Raw genomic sequence first — 17,660 nt, 5'->3', positions numbered from 1 at the left:
GCCGCAACACATGTGGCCGCAACCCCTCTCGAAGGAGCCGAGTTTGCCCCCGATGCGAACCACCCGCCCGCGCGCCGCCGTTGTGCTGAGCCGCGCGCTCAAGCACGAACTTTTCGGTCCGGCCGACTGGGCAGACCTGGCCGGCATCGCTGACGTGGTGGCCGAATGCGAGGACAGTGCGGCGCTGAGTGTGCATCCTCGCCGTCACGAGGCCGAGGTACTGGTCACGTCATGGGGCATGCCTCGTCTGACCGAGCAAGTCCTCTCGGACCTTCCGGCGCTGCGGGTCGTGGCATACGCCGCCGGCTCCGTACGGGGGCTCGTCAGCGAAGCCGTCTGGGCCCGGGACATCGTCGTCGTGTCGGCGGCCGAAGCGAACAACGAACCTGTGGCCGAGTACGTCTACGCCCAGACAGTGCTGGCCCTCAAGGACGTGCACCGCCGGGCACACCGGATCAAAACCGGGAGGGAACTGCCCACACTGGACGGCATCCCGGGCATCTACGGACAGCCGGTCGGCCTGGTCTCCTTCGGTTCGATCGCGCGCAAGGTCGCTGCACGTCTGCACAGCCTTGAAACCAACGTGATGGCTTGGGACCCATACCTTCCTCCCGAAGACCTTCGCCGCCTGGGCGTCAAGCCCGTCGACGCACTGGAGGACCTGTGCGCACGCTCCCTCGTGCTGAGCGTCCATGCCCCTCTGATCCCTGGCCGGACGGAAAAGTTGATCACGGGTGAACTCCTGCGACGTCTGCCCCACGGTGCGACAGTCATCAATACGGCACGAGGCGCCGTGATGGACGAGGACGCGCTCATCGATGTACTGGGCGAGCGCCCGGACTTGTACGCCGTCCTCGACGTGACCACCCATGAACCGCTGCCTCCCGCTTCACCTCTGTACACCCTGCCCAATGTCATGCTCACCGGCCATGTCGCCGGAACCGTGAGCGGTGAACGCAGGGCCATGGGCCGCCTTGTCATCGAAGAGCTCCGTCGCGTCGCCGACGGGGCATCTCCCCTGCACGCCGTCTCGGCGGACTCCTCGCTCCTGCGCGCCTGAGACTTCACCCCGGGGTGATGGATCCTGCCAGGAGTGTTGACCGCGCTCTGAAAACGTTTTAACTTTCCGTCCACTCAGACCACAGCCGAGGAGGCTCCGTGGCAGCGATGCTCCGTGAGCGCCCCGGGAAATCGGCCGACAGCCGCGCTTCCCAGTCACCACCAGGCACTCAGACCAAGCAAAAACGTTTCCAACGCAGGCGCAGCATCCCGCTGTCGCTGCTCATGTTCGGCAGCTTCGGCTATTTCGTCGTCTTCCACTACGGCGCGCTCGCCGGCAACATCATCGCCTTCAAGGACTACGTCCCCTTCGACGGCATCTGGGGCAGCGCCTGGGTCGGTGGCGCCAACTTCGAACAGATGCTGGGCGACGAGGAGTTCTGGCACTCCGTCGTCAACACGATCGCGATCGCGGTCCTGCAGCTCGTCTTCTACTTCCCCGTGCCGCTCGCCCTGGCCCTGCTGTTGCACAGCCTCACGTGGGGCACGGTCCGCCGCTTCGTCCAGTCGATCGCCTACCTGCCGCACTTCGTGTCGTGGGTGATCGTCGTCGCCCTCTTCCAGCAGGTCCTGGGTGACACCGGCATGGTGAACGGCTACCTCCAGGACGCCGGCATCCACTCGGTCGACATCATCGGCAACCCCGACGCCTTCAAGCCCCTCGTGGTCGCCCAGGTCATCTGGAAGGACGCGGGCTGGGGCACCATCATCTTCCTGGCAGCGCTCTCCCAGGTCGACGAGCAGCAGTACGAGGCCGCGGCCATCGACGGGGCGGGCCCCTGGCGCCGCTTCTGGCACGTAACCCTTCCGGCCATCCGACCGGTCGTCGTCCTTCTGCTCATCATGCGACTGGGGGACATCCTGTCCGTCGGCTTCGAACAGATGCTGCTCCAACGCGACGCGGTCGGCCCCCAGGCCGCCGAGATCATCGACACGTTCGTCTACTACCAGGGCATCGTCGGCGGAAACTACGGCTTCGCCGCCGCCGCGGGCCTGTTCAAGGGCCTCATCGGGGCCGCACTCGTCTACGCGGCCAACAAGGTGGCACACCGCCTCGGCGAGCAGGGGGTCTACAGGTGAGCACGCAGACACGCCCCGGGTGGATGGAGAAGCCCAAACCGGTCACGCAGGTCGGCAAGGTGATCGCCCTGGTCGTCGTGGTGGCGCTGGTGTGCGTTCCCTTCCTGACGATCCTGTCCACCTCGCTCGCCTCGCAGCGCGAGGTGGTCGCCAACGGCGGATGGGTCCTGTGGCCGACGGACCCCACGCTCGACGCCTACCGCGACATCCTGAACGGTGGCATCGTCACGCACGCCCTGGGGGTGAGCATCGGCGTCACCGTGGTTGGCACCGCACTCAGCCTGCTCTGCACGGTCTTCCTCGCCTACGCTCTGGCGAGGCCCAATGTCTACGGCAGCAAGCCCGTGCTGATGCTGGTGCTCTTCACGTTCCTCTTCCCGCCCGGCATGATCCCCAGCTTCCTGGTCGTGAAAGAGCTCGGACTGCTGGACTCCTACGCCTCACTGGTCCTTCCGGTACTGGTCAACGTATTCAACCTCGTCGTCCTGCGCGGGTTCTTCCAGGGCATACCGGAGGAGCTGTACGAGGCCGCCCGTCTCGACGGGGCCGGGGATCTGCGCATCCTCTGGACCATCGTGCTGCCGCTGTCCAAGGCGGCGCTCGCCGTCGTCGGGCTGTTCTACGCCGTGGCGTACTGGAACTCCTGGTTCTACGCCTCGCTGTACATGGAGAGCGACCACTGGCCGTTGCAGCAAGTTCTGCGCACCTACGTCGTCGCCGGTGAAGGCCTCACCGACACGACCACAGGTGAGGGCACGGTCAGTGCTCCGCAGACGGTGCAGATGGCGGTCCTGGTCATCGCCACGGTCCCGATCCTGCTCGTCTACCCGTTCCTTCAGAAGTACTTCACCAAGGGCGTGCTCACCGGCGCCATCAAGAGCTGACCTTCCCCTTCACGAGCCGCACTCCGAAAGGTCGAACAGCCATGCCCAGAATGTCCAGGCGTACCGTTCTGCGTACCATGGCGGCCACAGGCGTCGCCGCCGCCGTGCCGTCCCTCCTCACCGCCTGCTCCAGCTCCTCGAGCGGCGGCGACGTGTCCAACGCGGGCAAGAAGCTCGCCGCCTGGCCCGCGTACAAGGCCGCACCGGGCGCCAAGCCGGACCTGGCCCCGACGGATTCCGGGGTCCAGTCCGGCTACACCAGCTACCCCGCGGACCTGACCACCACCGTCAAGCGCACACCGGGCGACGGGAGCACCATCCGGGTCATGTCCGTCACCTTCGGCACACCCCCCAAGCCTGCAGCGGAGAACCAGTACTGGCGTGCTGTCGAGAAGGCCCTCGGCGTGAAGATCGAGTTCACGGTCATCCCGCAGGCCGACTACCAGAAGAAGATGGCCACGGTCATGGCCGGCGAAGCCGAGTCACTGCCTGACATCATCAACATGTTCTCCGGCTATGTGCTGCCTCGCGAGGCGCAGTTCGTCCAGAAGCGGGCCCAGGACCTCACCTCCTACCTGTCCGGGGCAGCGATCCACGACTACCCCAACCTTGCCGGGATCCCCACGCCCGCATGGCGCGACATGGGCCGGGTCGGCGGCCAGATCTACGGCATACCCCTCGAACGCCCGGTGACGGGCTCCACTCTCTGGCTCAACCAGGGTCTTTTCACCGACGCCGGCATGAAGGAGGGGTGGACCTCTCAGGACTTCGCTGCCGTCGCCCGGAAGGCGACCCGTGGAAAGACCTACGCCCTGGGTGCGGCGGCCGGTTCACTGTTCGGCAATAGTGTGCACTCCGCCGCGCACAACGTCGCGGCCTGGGCCGTGGGCAAGGACGGAAAGTTCCACGCGAACTACACCGATGAGCGGCTCAAGGCCACCGTCGCGTTCCAGTCCCAGCTGCGCAAGAACGGCTCCTACCACCCGGACGCCACCTCGATGTCCTCCCCTGACCTCAGCACCCTCTTCCTCAACGGGACCGTCGCCTCGCAGCAGAACGGCTTCGGCGCCTACCAGGTCCTCTACCCGGACACGAAGGGGCTGTTCACCCCGGCCCCGGCGCTGCCCTACAGCGTGGACGGGACCCCGGGCGGAGTCGTCGCCGCCCGGCGCTCCTTCGGCTACACCATCCTGAAGAAGGCCAAGAAGGAACGCATCGAGATGCTGCTGCGGGTCCTCGACTTCCTGGCGGCACCGTTCGGTTCCAAGGAGTGGGAGCTGCTGCAGTTCGGCTCGGAGGGCGTTCACTTCACCCGCGGCAAGGACGGCTCGCCGGAGCGCAACAAGCTCGGGGAGGTGGAGAACATCACCAATCTCCCGTTCCGCTACCTCGCTGAGGGACCCCAGGTGCTGTTCGTGGCAGGGCGTCCCGAAGCCGTCCGCGCCCTGCACTCGTGGCAGCAGAAGGTGGTGCCCGTCGCGATACGCAGCGCCTCCTTCGGGCTGGTGTCCGGTACCGAGGTCACGCAGGGCACAACCCTGCGGGCACTGATGGACGACACGATCACGGCAGTGATCGCGGGCCGGTCGTCCATGGCGGATTTCGATGCCGCGGTCAAGAAGTGGCGCAGTCGGGGCGGCGACACAATGGCTGAGGAATTCGCGAAGGAGTACGCCGCCAACAGCTAGTGGCGGCAGGAGCGACGGACCGGGCGACGAGAGGGAACGGCATGGCGGCAAGGGAACGGGTCACGATCCGCGAGGTGGCAGCGCAAGCGGGGGTCTCCCCCGCTACGGTTTCGCGCGTACTGAGTGGCAACTACCCGGTACCGCCCGCTACTCGCATGCGGGTGATCAAGGCGGCCCGTTCTCTGGACTATGTCGCCAATGTCCACGCACGGGCTCTGGTCGGCGGTGGCCGCAGCATGGTGGCCGTGATTCTCAGGCAGGTCACGAACCCCTTTTACGCGCAGGTGGCCGAGGGAGTGGAGGCCGAGGCCTCCGACCACGGCAGGCTCTGTCTGGTCGGCTCCACCGGTGGGGACCCGCGTCGCGAGATGGAGCTGGTCCAGCTCATGCGTGAGGAGGGTGCCGGTCTGGTGATTCTCGTGGGCGGGATCGTCGAGGACGAGGCCTACCGTGAGCGGGTGGCGCGTTACGCGCATGCGCTGCAAGGAACAGGGTCGCGACTCGTGTTGTGCGGTCGTCCGTCCTCCGACCCCGCACTGCCCGCGATCGTGGTCGAATTCGACAACGAGGCAGGTGCTCGCGCCCTCACGAGTCACCTCATATCCGCAGGCCACCGGCGCATCGTGTTCCTCGGCGGGCTGCCGGGCAACAGCGCTCTGGACGCCCGGGTAGCCGGCTACCGCGCGGCTCTGACGTCGCACGGCCTTGCCGACGAGGACGCACACGTCATCGACTGTGGACTCGGACGGAGCGCCGGACATCGGGGCATGGCGGAGCTGTTGGCCCGGCGCAGCGACTTCACCGCCGTCTTCGCCGGCGACGACATGGTCGCGGCAGGAGCGCTGCGCGCCATCGCCGACGCCGGTCTGCGTGTCCCCGACGACATCTCCGTCGTCGGCTACAACGACATACCTCTCGCCCAGGACTTCAACCCCCCGCTCACCACGGTGCGCACCCCCGCCGAGGAGCTGGGACGAGCAGCAGTGCGCCTCGCCCTGCGCGACTCGGAACGGCTGTCGGCACCCGTCCATCACGTTCTCGGAACGCACATCGTCGTACGGGACAGCGTCGGCCCTCCGGCACCGCACCGTGAAGCCCTCAGCTCTGGAGGAACCACCCCCGCATGACCGCACCGCGTCGTCCGATCGACTCCGCCTCTCCGCTGCGCCCGGACCTGCGACTGTCCCCGTTCACGGGCTACACGCGCGCGCACTGGGAGGCCCACGCCGACAAGCTGCTGGACGGTCTGCTGCCGCACGCCACACCCGGGCTCGCCCAGTACCGGCTGCCCGGCCGCACAGGAATAGCCGGCGCATGGTCCGACGGCCTGGAAGGCTACGCGCGGTCGTTCCTGCTGGCCTCCTTTCGCATAGCTGGCGCTCAGGGCCGTGACGTGCCGGGGCGAACCGTCATCAGTAACCTCGTCAACCGTTACGCGGCCGGCCTCGCAGCGGGTACCGATCCCCGCCACCCGGAACACTGGCCGCGGATCACCGACCGCTCTCAGCCCATGGTGGAGGCCGCATCCGTCGCCATCGCCCTGCATGAGACACGCACCTGGCTATGGGACCACCTGGCGGACCCCGTGAAGCAGCGGGTCGCTGCGTGGCTGGGAGGCTTCGTGGGGGCACGGCCAAACGACTCCAACTGGCGCCTCTTCCAGGTCATCACCGAAGAATTCCTCGCCTCGATCGGTGCCCCCTACCGGCAGTGCGAGATCGATGCCGGCCTCGCGCGACTGGACGACTGGTACGGCGGCTACGGGTGGTACACCGACGGCGCCGGCCGCAAGTTCGACTACTACAACGCCCTCGCACTCCATCTCTACCCAGTGTTCTGGGAACGCATCGCCGGAGACCGCGCGGACACCGCGCTGGTCGCCTCCCACCGGGCCCGTCTGCGCGCCTTCCTCGAATCCCACCAGCACTTCTTCGGCTCCGACGGCGCACCCGTCCACCAAGGGCGTTCACTCACGTATCGCTATGCCACCGCGGCCCCGCTGTGGGCCGGAGCGCTGGTGGACGCCTCTCCCCTGCCTCCAGGCCGTACACGTCGCCTGGCCTCCGGAGCGCTGAAGCACTTCATCGACCGCGGCGTCCCGGGCGACGAAGGCGTGCTGAGTCTCGGGTGGTACCGGCCCTTCCTGCCCGTGACGCAGGCGTACTCCGGGCCTGCCTCTCCCTATTGGGCGGGCAAAGCATTTCTTGGCCTCCTGCTGCCTGCCGAGCATCCGGCGTGGACCGCCCCGGAGGAGCCGTCCCCTATCGATGTCGCCGATCAGTGTCTCGCCCTGCCTGTACCAGGCTGGCTCATCCATTCAACGGCGTCCGACGGAATCGTTCGCCTCGTCAACCACGGCAGCGACCGGCTGCCTCCCTCACCGGCACCGTCCCACCACAGTCCGCACTACAGCCGGTTCGCCTACTCCAGTGCCACAGCACCGGAAACGCCGCCCGAGGGTGAGCCCGACGGGCCGGACAATCACATCGCGCTGGTCGAGCCGGCTGGGTCGGCAACCGTCCGGGGCCGGATCCATCCTCTTCACGCCGTTGGTAGCCAAGCTGCGTCGTGGCATGCAACTTCGCCGGAAGGCACTGAGAACCCGTCAGTCATCGTCACCACCAGTGTCGTACACGGCCCGTGGGAGATGCGGGTGCACCGTATTCAAGGACCGCCCGGAGCATCCGTCCAAGAAGGCGGCTGGGCCGTGGCCGGTGACGAGGCTCCCCCGGTCGAGGAGACCGGCCCGGGCTGGGCACTGGCCCGCAGGGCAGATGGGTTGACCACCGCACTCATCGGCATGCTCGGCTGGGACGAGGACGACGGTGTGCCGGCCGGTGCGGTGGACCAGGCGCGGAACCGGAGCGCAGTCGGAATGTTCTCGGCCACGCCCTTGCTGCGTCTTTCTCGATACCCCGGCGGATCACGACTGGTGGCAACGCTCGTCGTACTCACGGCTGATCCAGAACTGCGCGACGCCGTGGTCAAACTCTCCCGCCTTGCCCACGCCCACCCGACGTCCGACGGATCGATCGAGGTCGCCTTCCCCGACGGCGCCACTGCCCGCATCGGAAGTGATCTGCTCACCACCCCTCCAGCCACCTCCAGGGTCATGCATTAATTATGAATACATCTTGACATCCCGCAGGGCCGCGTCGACGATTGACGCAGTTCGTCGACCGCTCATGCGTGCCGCATAAACCCTGTGGACCGCAGTCCCATCGGCGGCACCGGGCCCTTACCTCCGGCACGCCCCCGCGTGCACTGACGACGGTCCACCTCCAGCAACCGCGGATCAGCCACCATCCCCCAGCCCACGCCGCTGCGGCGCGTGATCACGACTTGGAACGGACGGCATGAACGAAGCCACTGGCGAGGGCCTGCCGGGCCCCCACCTGTTCGACCACTCGCCCTGGAACTACTGGACCGACGCCGACGATGACGATCGCCAACGGCAGCAACAAATCCAGCTCGCCCTGCGGAAGGACAACGACAGCTACCGGTTCGGCGAGGACTGCTTCGTCTCTCGCCTCGCCGCAGTACAGAACGAGCGCCTGGTGCTCGGACCGCGCAGCTACGTCGCCGCCGGCGCCTATCTGACAGGCACCCTGGACGCGGGACGGGACTGCACGATCAACGCCTACACGGTGGTGCGGGGCACCATCGAACTCGGCGACGCCGTCCGTATCGGCGCTCACACCTCTCTCCTCGCTTTCAACCACGGTTTCGACGACCCGGACACAGAGGTCTTCCGCCAGCCGCTGACGTCGCAGGGCATACGTGTCGGCAACGACGTGTGGATCGGCTCCCACGTCGTCGTCCTGGACGGCATCACCATCGGGGACGGAGCCGTGATCGGTGCCGGCAGCGTGGTGACCAAGGACATACCGGCGGCCGTTGTCGTCGGCGGCAACCCCGCCCGCGTCCTTCGTCGGCGGGGAGCCGGCAGTTCGACGCCGGTAACGGGCGGCACGGACTTGGTCGGCGCGGTGGCCGCGTTCGCCGATACAGCACGCTCGCAAGCCGAGGACATCCTCGCCCGGTGCTTCGCACCCGATGAGGAAGACGGACTGTTCGTGGACGCACCAGGCGGCGAACCCACCGTACGGGCCCAGTGCGACGCGATCGAGATCGCAGACCTCCTGCTGGGGCACGCTCCCGGTCTCCTCTCCGCCGACAGGCAGCGCGAGCGACTGCAGTCGTGGCAGGACCGGGACACCGGGCTCGTCAGCCCGCTGGGCCCCGGAAGCTCCCACCTCCCTTACGGCAAAGCGCCGTTCAGCAATGAGACGAGCTACCACATCCTGTGCGTGGGCTACGCCCTGGACCTGCTCGGCAGCACTTTCCCGAACCCGCTCCGCAACGTCGGCACGATGAGCGCTGCCGACGTCACCACCGCGCTCGGCGCACTCCCCTGGCACGAGGAGCCCTGGCACTCCGGCGCCTGGGTCGACACACTGGGCACCGCGTTCCTGTGGAACCGACGCCATGGTCTGACCGGGCAGAGCGGGGCCGTGGAAGCGCTGCTGGGCTGGCTGCTCACCCACGCCGACCCCCGCACCGGCCTCTGGGGGAAGGAGAGCGCGGTCGACGGCTTCCTCCTCCCCGTCAACGGTTTCTACCGCGCCAGCCGGGGCACGTTCGCCCAGTTCGGCCTTCCGGTGCCCTACCCCGAGCGAGTCATCGACACTGTCCTTGAGCACTCGCGCGACATTCGCTACACGCGGCCCGACCGACAGACAGCCTGCAACATCCTCGACATCGCCCATCCGTTGTGGCTCACGCGCACGACGGGCCACCGTACGGAAGAGACCGTGAACCTGGCCAGGCGCCTGCTGACTGATGCGCTCGGCCGCTGGGTGGATGGCCAGGGCTTCGCTTTCAAGGCACAGCACCCGTCGACCAGGAGTGCCCGGGAGACACAACCCGGCCTGCAAGGCACCGAGATGTGGCTGGCGATCATCTGGTACCTGTCCGATCTCGCGGGCATCTCGGACGCACTGGGATACCGCCCCCGCGGGGTTCACCGGCCCGAACCGGCCACGCCCCTGATCTGAACCGACTCGCCCGAGGGCACGAGTGCACCTGGGGCCCAGGTACTCGTGCCCTCGGGCGAGTCGGTTCACCCATGTCCATCACACAGAGCTCGGCTGGGTAGATCCGGCCGAGCATCTGTCTGCCCCGGTGCCGCCGAACGCGCGCCGGAGGCGCTGCGACCAGAGCCCGACTCGGCACTGATCACGTGCCCCTTCTAGCGTCCTGCGGGCAGCGGGGGGCGACATCGGAGCCCACGATGGCACTCCGGCACGACGGCTGCCGGGAGTGATCAGGCACGGTTATGCCTCGCCCTGCCCAGGGCGAGGCATAACCGAAGGAGTCCGGGTTCCGCTGCTACGAGCGCACGAGTGAGAGGCCGTCCACCGACAGTGTTCCACCTGCTGCTGCCGTCGCTTCAACCGTGATCGTGACGTTCCCGGGCCTCAATGCGATGTGCTCCGACGAAGTCTTCGTCCAGCTGGAACCGACAGCTCGGAGGTCGAGCGTCGTCTCCTTTCCGCGCGCGTCCGTGATGCGGATACGGGCCGTATCAAGGCCTGGTGTCGCCTTCGCGGACAGAGACAGTATGTAGGCACCGCCTGGAATCGCGTCCTGCTGGGAGACCCCGCCGGCGAACCCTGCGGGATTGCCGAGCTGCAGAGCGTGACGGGTGCCGTTGCCGGCCGGCGTCGGATTGGAGACGAACTGCGTCGACGGTGAGGCGTCACCGACGGTTGTGGTCCATCCGGTGACAGTCGTCACCGGTACACGGTCCGCCTCGAAGTCCGGGTTGAGAACGAAGTTGTTGTCCCTGCCCACAGCCCAGCGCCCGGTCCTGGCATCGAGTCGCCAGGAGCTGAGCGAGTTGAACACCGGCGCATCGTTATCGAACGAGAGCGGGACCCACTGGTTGTATCCCGTTCCGTTCCACGCGAACTCGGACCATCGGTCGCCCGCATAGATCACCGTATCGGTCTTCCTCCCGTGGACCGTGAGGAAGAACCCGGACTGTGTGACATGGCTGTGGTCCGCTTCCGTACCCGCCATGACGGTCTCCGGACCGTAGGGCCCCTGCGGATCGTCTCCGGCGGACTTGATGACGTGCGTGGCCGAGGCGTTCCATCCGTGCAGGTCGGAACTGGCGATGTAGTAGTGACCGTTCGCCTTGAACATCGCGTTGCCCTCGCGGCCGGCCGCGTTGTAGGACACCTCGACAGCGGGTTCGACGCTCAGCGAGTCGGAAGGATCGATGCGCGCGACGTAAGTGTGATTGCGGCCGCTCTGGTTGGAGAAGACAAGGTAGTCGGCACCGTCGTCGTCGGTGAACACGGTCTGGTCACCTGTGCCCTGGTAGAGCACTCCCGGGATCTGCGTCTGGAGGTTGGCGTACGTGAAGTCCCCTGTCGGGGAATCGCTCTCGAGGAAGAGGACACCGCCGTTCGTCTTGCCGTTCGTGTCGAAGGTGGTGGACATCTGCGTCATGAGCACGTACTTGTGCGTGACCTCGTTGTACACCACCCCCATACGACCGACCCAGCCCGCGTCATCGAGGGAGGCCATCCGGGAGAAGGCGTCCCCGCTGACATCCTTGGACGGCGGAATCGCGAGCGGCGTCGACCGGTCGGCGACCTCGTTCTCGAAGTTCCAGTTCACCAGGTCCTTCGACGAGTACACCCTGATCGACGCGAACGTGGCCCGCGGATGCTTGCGGGTGGGAGACACCGCGTAGAGGTCGGCCTCCGCATAGTGGACGCCGTACCAGTAGTAGGTGCCCCCGAACTTGAACACCCCGCCGCCCTGCGAAGCGATCAGATTGCCGTCGGTGTCCTTCCAGAAGGAGTCGTTCTGGAAGGTCTGTGCGCGAGGCAGTGGCTCCGGGGCGCCGACGGCGGCCGACGCCGGATCCGCAGGGGCTGCCCCCACGAGGGCCGTCGCTGCGATCGCCATGCCACATATCACGTGACCGAGTTTTCGGATGAGAGGCATTGATTCCGTCCCTTTGCCTGGAGAACTTCGTCTGTCGAAAGCCGAGTACGATGCGGGACCCTTGCTTGTGCGCTGCTCTTCGCTCCGGGCCGGGGGTGTTCGTCGGGTCGGCGCCGGAAGTCGGCATGCCTCAGCTGTTCCGGCACACACACTCTCCGCGCGATGACCATCACCGAGCGCGAGAGCGACCACTCCGGTGAGGCCGGCAGGAGGAGAGAACGGGGTCAGCTCTTGACGGCTCCGGCAGTAAGGCCTTCCAGGAGCTGCTTGCGCAGAAGGAAGAAGACCAACAGGCTCGGAATGGCCGCGAGGACGGAGCCGGCCAGCACCAGGTCGTACTGTCGATTGGTGGCACCGAACAGGGCCTGGATGCCCAGCGGGAGGGTGTAGTCACCCGGGTCGCTCACGACGATGAGCGGCCAGATGAGGCTGTTGAAGCTGTTCAGGAAGGACCACACACCGAGGGCACCCAGGGCCGGCCGCAGCAGCGGCAGGACGATACGTCGGAACAGCCCGAACTCTGTGCAGCCGTCCACGCGGGCGGCATCCAACAGCGCGTCAGGAATGGACTGTTCGGCGAACTGTCGCATCATGAAGATACCGAAAGCAGGTGCCACCCAAGGCACGACCAGTGCGAAGTAGGGCGTGGTCAGATGGGCCTTGGCCAGCATGACGAACAGCGGGACGACGATGACGCGAAGGGCACGGCCAGCGAGCTGAACATGACGTTGAACAGGACGTTCTTGCCACGGAAGCGGTACTTGGCGAACGCGAACCCGGCCAGCGCGCACAGCAGAACCGCCGCGAGGGTGGAGATGACGGCGACCACCGTGCTGATCAGCAGCCAGCTCCAGAACGGGTTCTCGTCCAAAAGCCCTCGGTAGTTGTCGAGGGTGGCCGGTGAGGGCAACAGCTTGGGCGGGTAGCCGAAGATGTCACCGCGGGCCTTGAAGGAGGATGACAGGGCCCACACCAGCGGTAGGGCGAACACCAGCAGCAAGGCGATCAGGAACGTGTAGAGCAGGGCCCGGCTCACCCCGCGGCGACCTCTGCGGGCCCCCGGGCCGAGCCGTGCGGTGGACTCGAATTCACCTGTTGCTGTTGTCATCGGTCATCCCTTCCGACCCCGAGCACCCGCATAGCCACCTGACCGAGTGCGAAGACGGCGACGAAGAGCAGCACGCCGGCCGCCGCCGCGTAGCCGAGCTGCTGGCGCTGGAATCCTGCGCGGAAGATGAACTGGGCGATGGACAAAGTGGATTCGCCCGGACCCCCCTGGGTGAGCAGGTACGGCTCTTCGAAGATCTGCACAGCGCTGACCAATACCGTTACCGCGACGAACGCGGTCACGGGACGCAGACACGGCAAGGTGACATTACGAAAGCGACTGATCGGACCGGCGCCGTCGATGTCCGCTGCCTCGTAAAGCTCCTTGGGGACGTTCTGCAGTCCGGCCAGGAAAAATATGGTCAGGTAGCCGGTCCATCGCCAGAGCACGAGGATCACCACCGTTACGCGCGCCCAGCCGGGAGAGCCCAGCCAGTCGATTCCACCGAACCCGAACACGGCGTGCCCCACCGCGTTCAGAAGCCCGAACTCGTTGTCGAAGAAGAGCCCGAAGACCAGGGTGATGACGATCGGGGAGATCACCACGGGCATGAAGTAGGCCAGCCGGAAGAGATCTCGGCCGCGAAGGCCGCGGGCGTTCAGCGCCTGGGCGATGAGCAGAGCTGCCGGCATCACGACGCCCATGGTGAACACGACGTACAGGCCGGTGTTGCAGACAGCAGTCCAGAAACTGTGGTCGCCCAGTAGGTCCCGGTAGTTGCGCAGGCCCACCCATTGCGGTGTACCCAGGCCCGCCCACTCGGTACAGCTGAGATAGAGGCCGACCAGGATCGGGACAAGCAGGAACAGCCCGTAGAGAAGGTAGAAGGGTGAGATGAACAGGTAGGGGGCCCATGCCCGCTGACGGCGCAGCCACCAGGAGGTACGGGGCGGGGCGGTCCTGCCCGGGGCACGGGCGGGACGTGGTGCCCCGATCGGAACGGAACGGGTCGGTGGGGGCGCGGTCATCGTTTCACCTGCTGTCGGTAGGCCTTCAGGCCGGCCTTGAGCGCTGCGGTGGGCGACGTACGGCCCTTGAGCGCATCCAGGACCGGGCCACCGAGCACGTCGGACAGAACCTGCATGCTGGCGTCCTGATAGAAGAGGGGGAGGTCGGCAGCGGCCGCGCTGTAGATACCGAAGGCCTTCTGACCGCCGAGGTATTCGTCCTTGGTACCCACGAGCTCGGGGTCCTTGTAGAGCGGCTCGAGCGTGGGCAGATACCCACCGAAGCGGTAGCGAAGGATCTGCCCTTCGCGGCTCAGGTAAACGCGACGCAGCAGCTCCAACGCGGCCTCACTGTTGGGTTTGTCCTTCAGCACAGCGAAGGCTGTGCCACCCATGGTGGAGGCGATGTGGCCGCCGCCCGAGAAACGAGGCAGGGTGCGGATCCGCCAACGCCCCTTCTGCTCAGGAACGTTGGCCTGAAGACCAGCAGCGTTGTACCAGTTGGGCATCGCGGTGGCAGCGAGCCGTCCGGACTTCAGAGCAGCGGCGCACGCGCTGCCGTAGGGGTCCGGGAGAGCTATCAGCGCGCCCGAGTGGACTCCGCGTGTCATGAACTCGAGGACCTCAAGGGCTTCGGGTGAATCCAGGGTCAGGTCGCCGGCGGCGTTGAAGAAGCCGCCGCCGCGCTGCAGCAGGAACTGCAGGAACCCGTTGACGATCGAACCGTTGTCACCGGTCGAGATCATGCCAAGGCTCACCTTGTGCTCAGTGCTCAGCCGGGCGCCGTAGTCGAGGAACTCCTCCCAGGTCTCAAGCGCTTCGGGAACCCGGTACTTGTCGAACAAATCCTGCCGGTAGTACAGAACCGTGATCGCGTTGCCGGATTCCAGGCCGTACGGAACGCCATCGACCGAGTAGGGCGACAGCTTGAGCAGATCGTCACCGAACGGACGGACCGTGTCGGAGAGGTCCGCGAATAGGCTCTCCGCGATGGACGAATGCATCACCCGCGGGAACTGGTCGACGTTGAGACCCACGAGATCGGGTGTGTTCCCGTCCGCGACGGCCTGCGCGATCATTCGCGTCACGATGTCGGCGGGCGCCGAGCTGGTGACGTTCAAACCGAAGTCGAAGCGGGAGCCACGCATCAGGCCCGCGTCCTTGATGGCGGTGCGGAACGTGTTGATGTAGTCGGGGTCGTGGGTCCACAAGCCGATCTGCGCGGGCCCTGAGCGGAGCGGGGCGGCCGAGGACGTACCGCATGCTGCGAGGGCGGGGGCCGCGAGCAGCCCCAGTCCCCCACCGCCCGCCGCGCGTATCAGAACCCTACGGCTGAGTTCAGGCACGTCGGTCGTCCTCCGGCCCCAAGGTCGTCACCGATACGGCCGCCAGCTCCGCCGACTCCACCGCGGCGTGGGCCCGGGCAGCGTCCAGTCCTTCGCGTACGGAACCGTCGACGTGGATGCGGACTGCCCGATCCAGCGGCAGGACGCGGAGTTCCACGCCGTGCTGCAGGACGGCGCCGGCGAAGCGGCGCAGTCCGATCTCCCAGTCGGGCCCGTACCAGAAGTGGTCGGCAACAAGCTTTCCGCCGATGAAGGCCCGCGCCGCGTCCCCGGTGTAGCGCAGTCGCAGCAGCACCTCCCCGTCGCCGTCCAGGACAGATGCCGGGATGGCGATGTGGTGGACGGAGGCCTTCTCGAAGTCCTCGTCGCGCGGCGCGGAGGCCCTCTGGTGGGAGCCGCCGGTGCGTGCAGGCGGGGCGACCGCCTGCGGTTGCAGGGTTTCGATGGTGGGCTGCGGCAGCCGTGGTGCGGGGCTCAGCGGCCAACGCGCGAAGATTCCGTCGGGTACCGGCTCGCCGATTTCGCTTCCGCGCAGGGCAGTCGGTGCGGGCAGCATGGCGACGGAGGGCGCCGGTGAAGTGATGTGCAGGCGCAGTTCGTCCTCGTCTGCGAGCACCAGGTCGTCGCTGAGTACGAGCCGGTCCTGCCCGAAGGCGTGTACCCGGTTCAGCCGGAGCGCCTCGGTGTGGGACAGCACCAGGACGCGTGCGCGGCCGGTGGGCCCAGTGAGGGTCAGCAGTGCCCCGGTGCCCGGCTCGGCGACCGTGACGAGTGTGGCGCCGGCGTCGAGCACCACCTGGGCAGGTCCGGTGACGTCCACGTTCGCGGCCAGGGCCAGAGACACCGGGATGCCGTCGGTGGCCGCCAGCACGGTGAGCGGAACGCCGTCCACGTCCAGGCGAGTGACGGGCTGCGCGCTGGCCCAGTCCAGGCGCAGTCCGGCGCCGAGGTCGAGGCCGATCGGCCACACGAAGTGCGCGCCGGAGGGAACGCTGACCGGTTGCGCGGGCAGGGTGACGGTACGACCACTGTCGAGGTGGATCCGAAACTGGACATCCTTGTGATCAGGCAGCGTCTCGTGCGGCTGGTGATTGTTGACGAAGAGGAACCCTTGCTCGCCCGCCGCGCGAACGGCCCAGCGCAACGTGGCACGGTCGTCGAGCGACTCAGGTTCGGCATCAGGTAGCGACAGGGGCATCCGCGCCAGTTCCGCGCCGTATCCGTGCAGGAACAGGTGTTGCAGTCGCAGCGCGTGGAAGACCGGTCGGACCTGCCCGTACTCCCCCAACGGCGCCTGGAAGTCGTAGGTGACCATCGGCAGGTCATTGGGGTAGCCGGTGTCGTGGCTCTCCTGGTTGGGTTCCCGGAGGTCCAGGCGCTGCGAGCAGCCGTGGTAGAGGTAATAGCCCTGCCAGACCGAGCCGCTGCCCAGTTTGGCCAGTGCCAGCGAGGTGATGTCCTCGCTGGGCACGATCGGACGGCGGTGGTAGGCGATGGCCATGCCGCCACCCAACTCGCATGTGGCGTAGGGGTAGCGGCGATCGTCCGGGCCGCTACCGGTCGGCGCTGAGGAGCGCAGGTCGGCGCCGATGGCGTGATCGTCGCGGATCGGCGTGAAGAAGTAATGCCGCCGCATCTCCCGCGTCCACCCGTCGTACGCGTCCTCCCAGAACGCCTCCGGGTACCCGCCGTACAACGGCAGCAGGTTGTCGCGCGGGATGTCGGCCGCGCCCCAACCGGTCGCCGTCCACAGCGGCGCTCGCATGCCAGCGCTCTCGGCCATGCTGCGCAGCGTGGCCAGGTGCACCGGCTGGTCGTAGAGCTCGTTCTCCACCTGGACCGCGACGATCGGCCCGCCATCGTCATGGAAGAGATCCCGCAGCTCGTGAGAAATTCGGCGGTAGTAGGGCTCGACCAGGGCGAGGTAGGCCGGGTCGTCGGTGCGCGGAGTGCAGCCGGTCTCCTCCAGCCAGTCCGGGAATCCGCCGTTGCGGCATTCACCGTGCGACCAGGGCCCGATCCGCATCGCTACGGCCAGACCGATCTCATCGCACAGCGTCACGAAGCGGCGTAAGTCCAGGTCGCCGTCGAAGCAGAAGACTCCGGCCTCGTTCTCGTGCTGATTCCAGAACAGATAGGTGGCCACCAGATCGATACCGCCGGCCTTGATCTTGAGTAGCTCCTCGCGCCACTCGGCAGCCGGGTAGCGGCTGAAGTGGAACTCCCCCATCACCGGGATCCACGGGCGTCCGTCTCTGAACAGGCTCCGGCTGTCGACCGTCATAGAGTGCGGCGCCGAGGCTGAACTGCCCATCGGCAGGTGACCGACCAAGGGCACAGAGGGGTCACGGACTTGCAGAGACAACATGACAGGCGGCTCCTGCGACAGCGGCTCAATGAAGTGCGTTCATCGTGAGCGGGCCAACCAACCCTGTCAAGATGTATTCATAATTAATGCTTCACTCAACGACCGCCCCTCGACACCTCTGCTGTGCCACTCAGCCTTGAGAAGCCCCGCTCACCGC

Annotated in this window: 13 protein-coding genes; 7 read left to right on the top strand and 6 right to left on the bottom strand. The window is 66.9% G+C overall.

The annotated features are described in order from the left end of the window. Nucleotides 1-52 precede the first annotated feature (52 nt). The 7 genes from OG912_RS33265 (at nucleotide 53) to OG912_RS33235 (ending at nucleotide 9,768) form a co-directional block, all read left to right on the top strand. The gene (locus tag OG912_RS33265; protein ID WP_327712513.1) at nucleotides 53-1,060 is read left to right on the top strand and encodes a hydroxyacid dehydrogenase; all 1,008 of its coding nucleotides are present in this window, start codon (nucleotides 53-55) and stop codon (nucleotides 1,058-1,060) included. A gap of 224 nt (nucleotides 1,061-1,284) precedes the next feature. Next, nucleotides 1,285-2,139 (top strand): ABC transporter permease, encoded by an 855-nt coding sequence (locus OG912_RS33260; protein ID WP_327713602.1) that lies wholly within the window; start codon nucleotides 1,285-1,287, stop codon nucleotides 2,137-2,139. Continuing rightward, nucleotides 2,136-3,023: a carbohydrate ABC transporter permease gene (locus OG912_RS33255; protein ID WP_327712512.1), complete on the top strand. Its 888-nt coding sequence runs from the start codon at nucleotides 2,136-2,138 to the stop codon at nucleotides 3,021-3,023. The genes OG912_RS33260 and OG912_RS33255 overlap by 4 nt, the downstream gene beginning before the upstream one ends. Nucleotides 3,024-3,064: 41 nt before the next feature. After that, a complete protein-coding gene (locus OG912_RS33250) occupies nucleotides 3,065-4,711 on the top strand; it encodes an extracellular solute-binding protein (protein ID WP_327712511.1) in 1,647 nt (548 codons plus the stop codon). A gap of 41 nt (nucleotides 4,712-4,752) precedes the next feature. Next, nucleotides 4,753-5,838 carry a LacI family DNA-binding transcriptional regulator gene (locus OG912_RS33245; protein ID WP_327712510.1) on the top strand — a complete coding sequence of 362 codons (1,086 nt, stop codon included), beginning with the start codon at nucleotides 4,753-4,755 and terminating at the stop codon, nucleotides 5,836-5,838. Beyond that, nucleotides 5,835-7,832, top strand: coding sequence for a DUF2264 domain-containing protein (locus tag OG912_RS33240; RefSeq protein WP_327712509.1), 1,998 nt, complete (start codon nucleotides 5,835-5,837; stop codon nucleotides 7,830-7,832). The genes OG912_RS33245 and OG912_RS33240 overlap by 4 nt, the downstream gene beginning before the upstream one ends. A gap of 235 nt (nucleotides 7,833-8,067) precedes the next feature. After that, the gene (locus OG912_RS33235) at nucleotides 8,068-9,768 is read left to right on the top strand and encodes an acyltransferase (RefSeq protein ID WP_327712508.1); all 1,701 of its coding nucleotides are present in this window, start codon (nucleotides 8,068-8,070) and stop codon (nucleotides 9,766-9,768) included. Nucleotides 9,769-10,102: 334 nt separating this feature from the next. Here the strand turns inward: OG912_RS33235 and OG912_RS33230 are convergent, their stop codons facing one another. From OG912_RS33230 to OG912_RS33205, 6 genes are all read right to left on the bottom strand, one after another. Continuing rightward, nucleotides 10,103-11,695 carry a family 43 glycosylhydrolase gene (locus OG912_RS33230; protein WP_327712507.1) on the bottom strand — a complete coding sequence of 531 codons (1,593 nt, stop codon included), beginning with the start codon at nucleotides 11,693-11,695 and terminating at the stop codon, nucleotides 10,103-10,105. A gap of 263 nt (nucleotides 11,696-11,958) precedes the next feature. Then, on the bottom strand, nucleotides 11,959-12,405 hold the full coding sequence (locus OG912_RS33225) for a carbohydrate ABC transporter permease (RefSeq protein WP_327712506.1): 447 nt from the start codon (nucleotides 12,403-12,405) through the stop codon (nucleotides 11,959-11,961). Next, entirely contained in the window at nucleotides 12,384-12,842 is a 459-nt protein-coding gene (locus OG912_RS33220; RefSeq protein ID WP_327712505.1) for a hypothetical protein, read from the bottom strand. The genes OG912_RS33225 and OG912_RS33220 overlap by 22 nt, the downstream gene beginning before the upstream one ends. Then, nucleotides 12,839-13,810: a carbohydrate ABC transporter permease gene (locus OG912_RS33215; RefSeq protein ID WP_327712504.1), complete on the bottom strand. Its 972-nt coding sequence runs from the start codon at nucleotides 13,808-13,810 to the stop codon at nucleotides 12,839-12,841. The genes OG912_RS33220 and OG912_RS33215 overlap by 4 nt, the downstream gene beginning before the upstream one ends. Further along, on the bottom strand, nucleotides 13,807-15,135 hold the full coding sequence (locus OG912_RS33210) for an ABC transporter substrate-binding protein (RefSeq protein WP_327712503.1): 1,329 nt from the start codon (nucleotides 15,133-15,135) through the stop codon (nucleotides 13,807-13,809). The genes OG912_RS33215 and OG912_RS33210 overlap by 4 nt, the downstream gene beginning before the upstream one ends. Then, nucleotides 15,128-17,503, bottom strand: a complete 2,376-nt coding sequence (locus OG912_RS33205; protein ID WP_443061045.1) for a beta-galactosidase — start codon at nucleotides 17,501-17,503, stop codon at nucleotides 15,128-15,130. The genes OG912_RS33210 and OG912_RS33205 overlap by 8 nt, the downstream gene beginning before the upstream one ends. Nucleotides 17,504-17,660 lie beyond the last annotated feature (157 nt).

The organism is Streptomyces sp. NBC_00464 (assembly GCF_036013915.1).
Taxonomy (GTDB): domain Bacteria; phylum Actinomycetota; class Actinomycetes; order Streptomycetales; family Streptomycetaceae; genus Streptomyces.
This window is presented reverse-complemented; position numbering and strand designations above follow the sequence as displayed.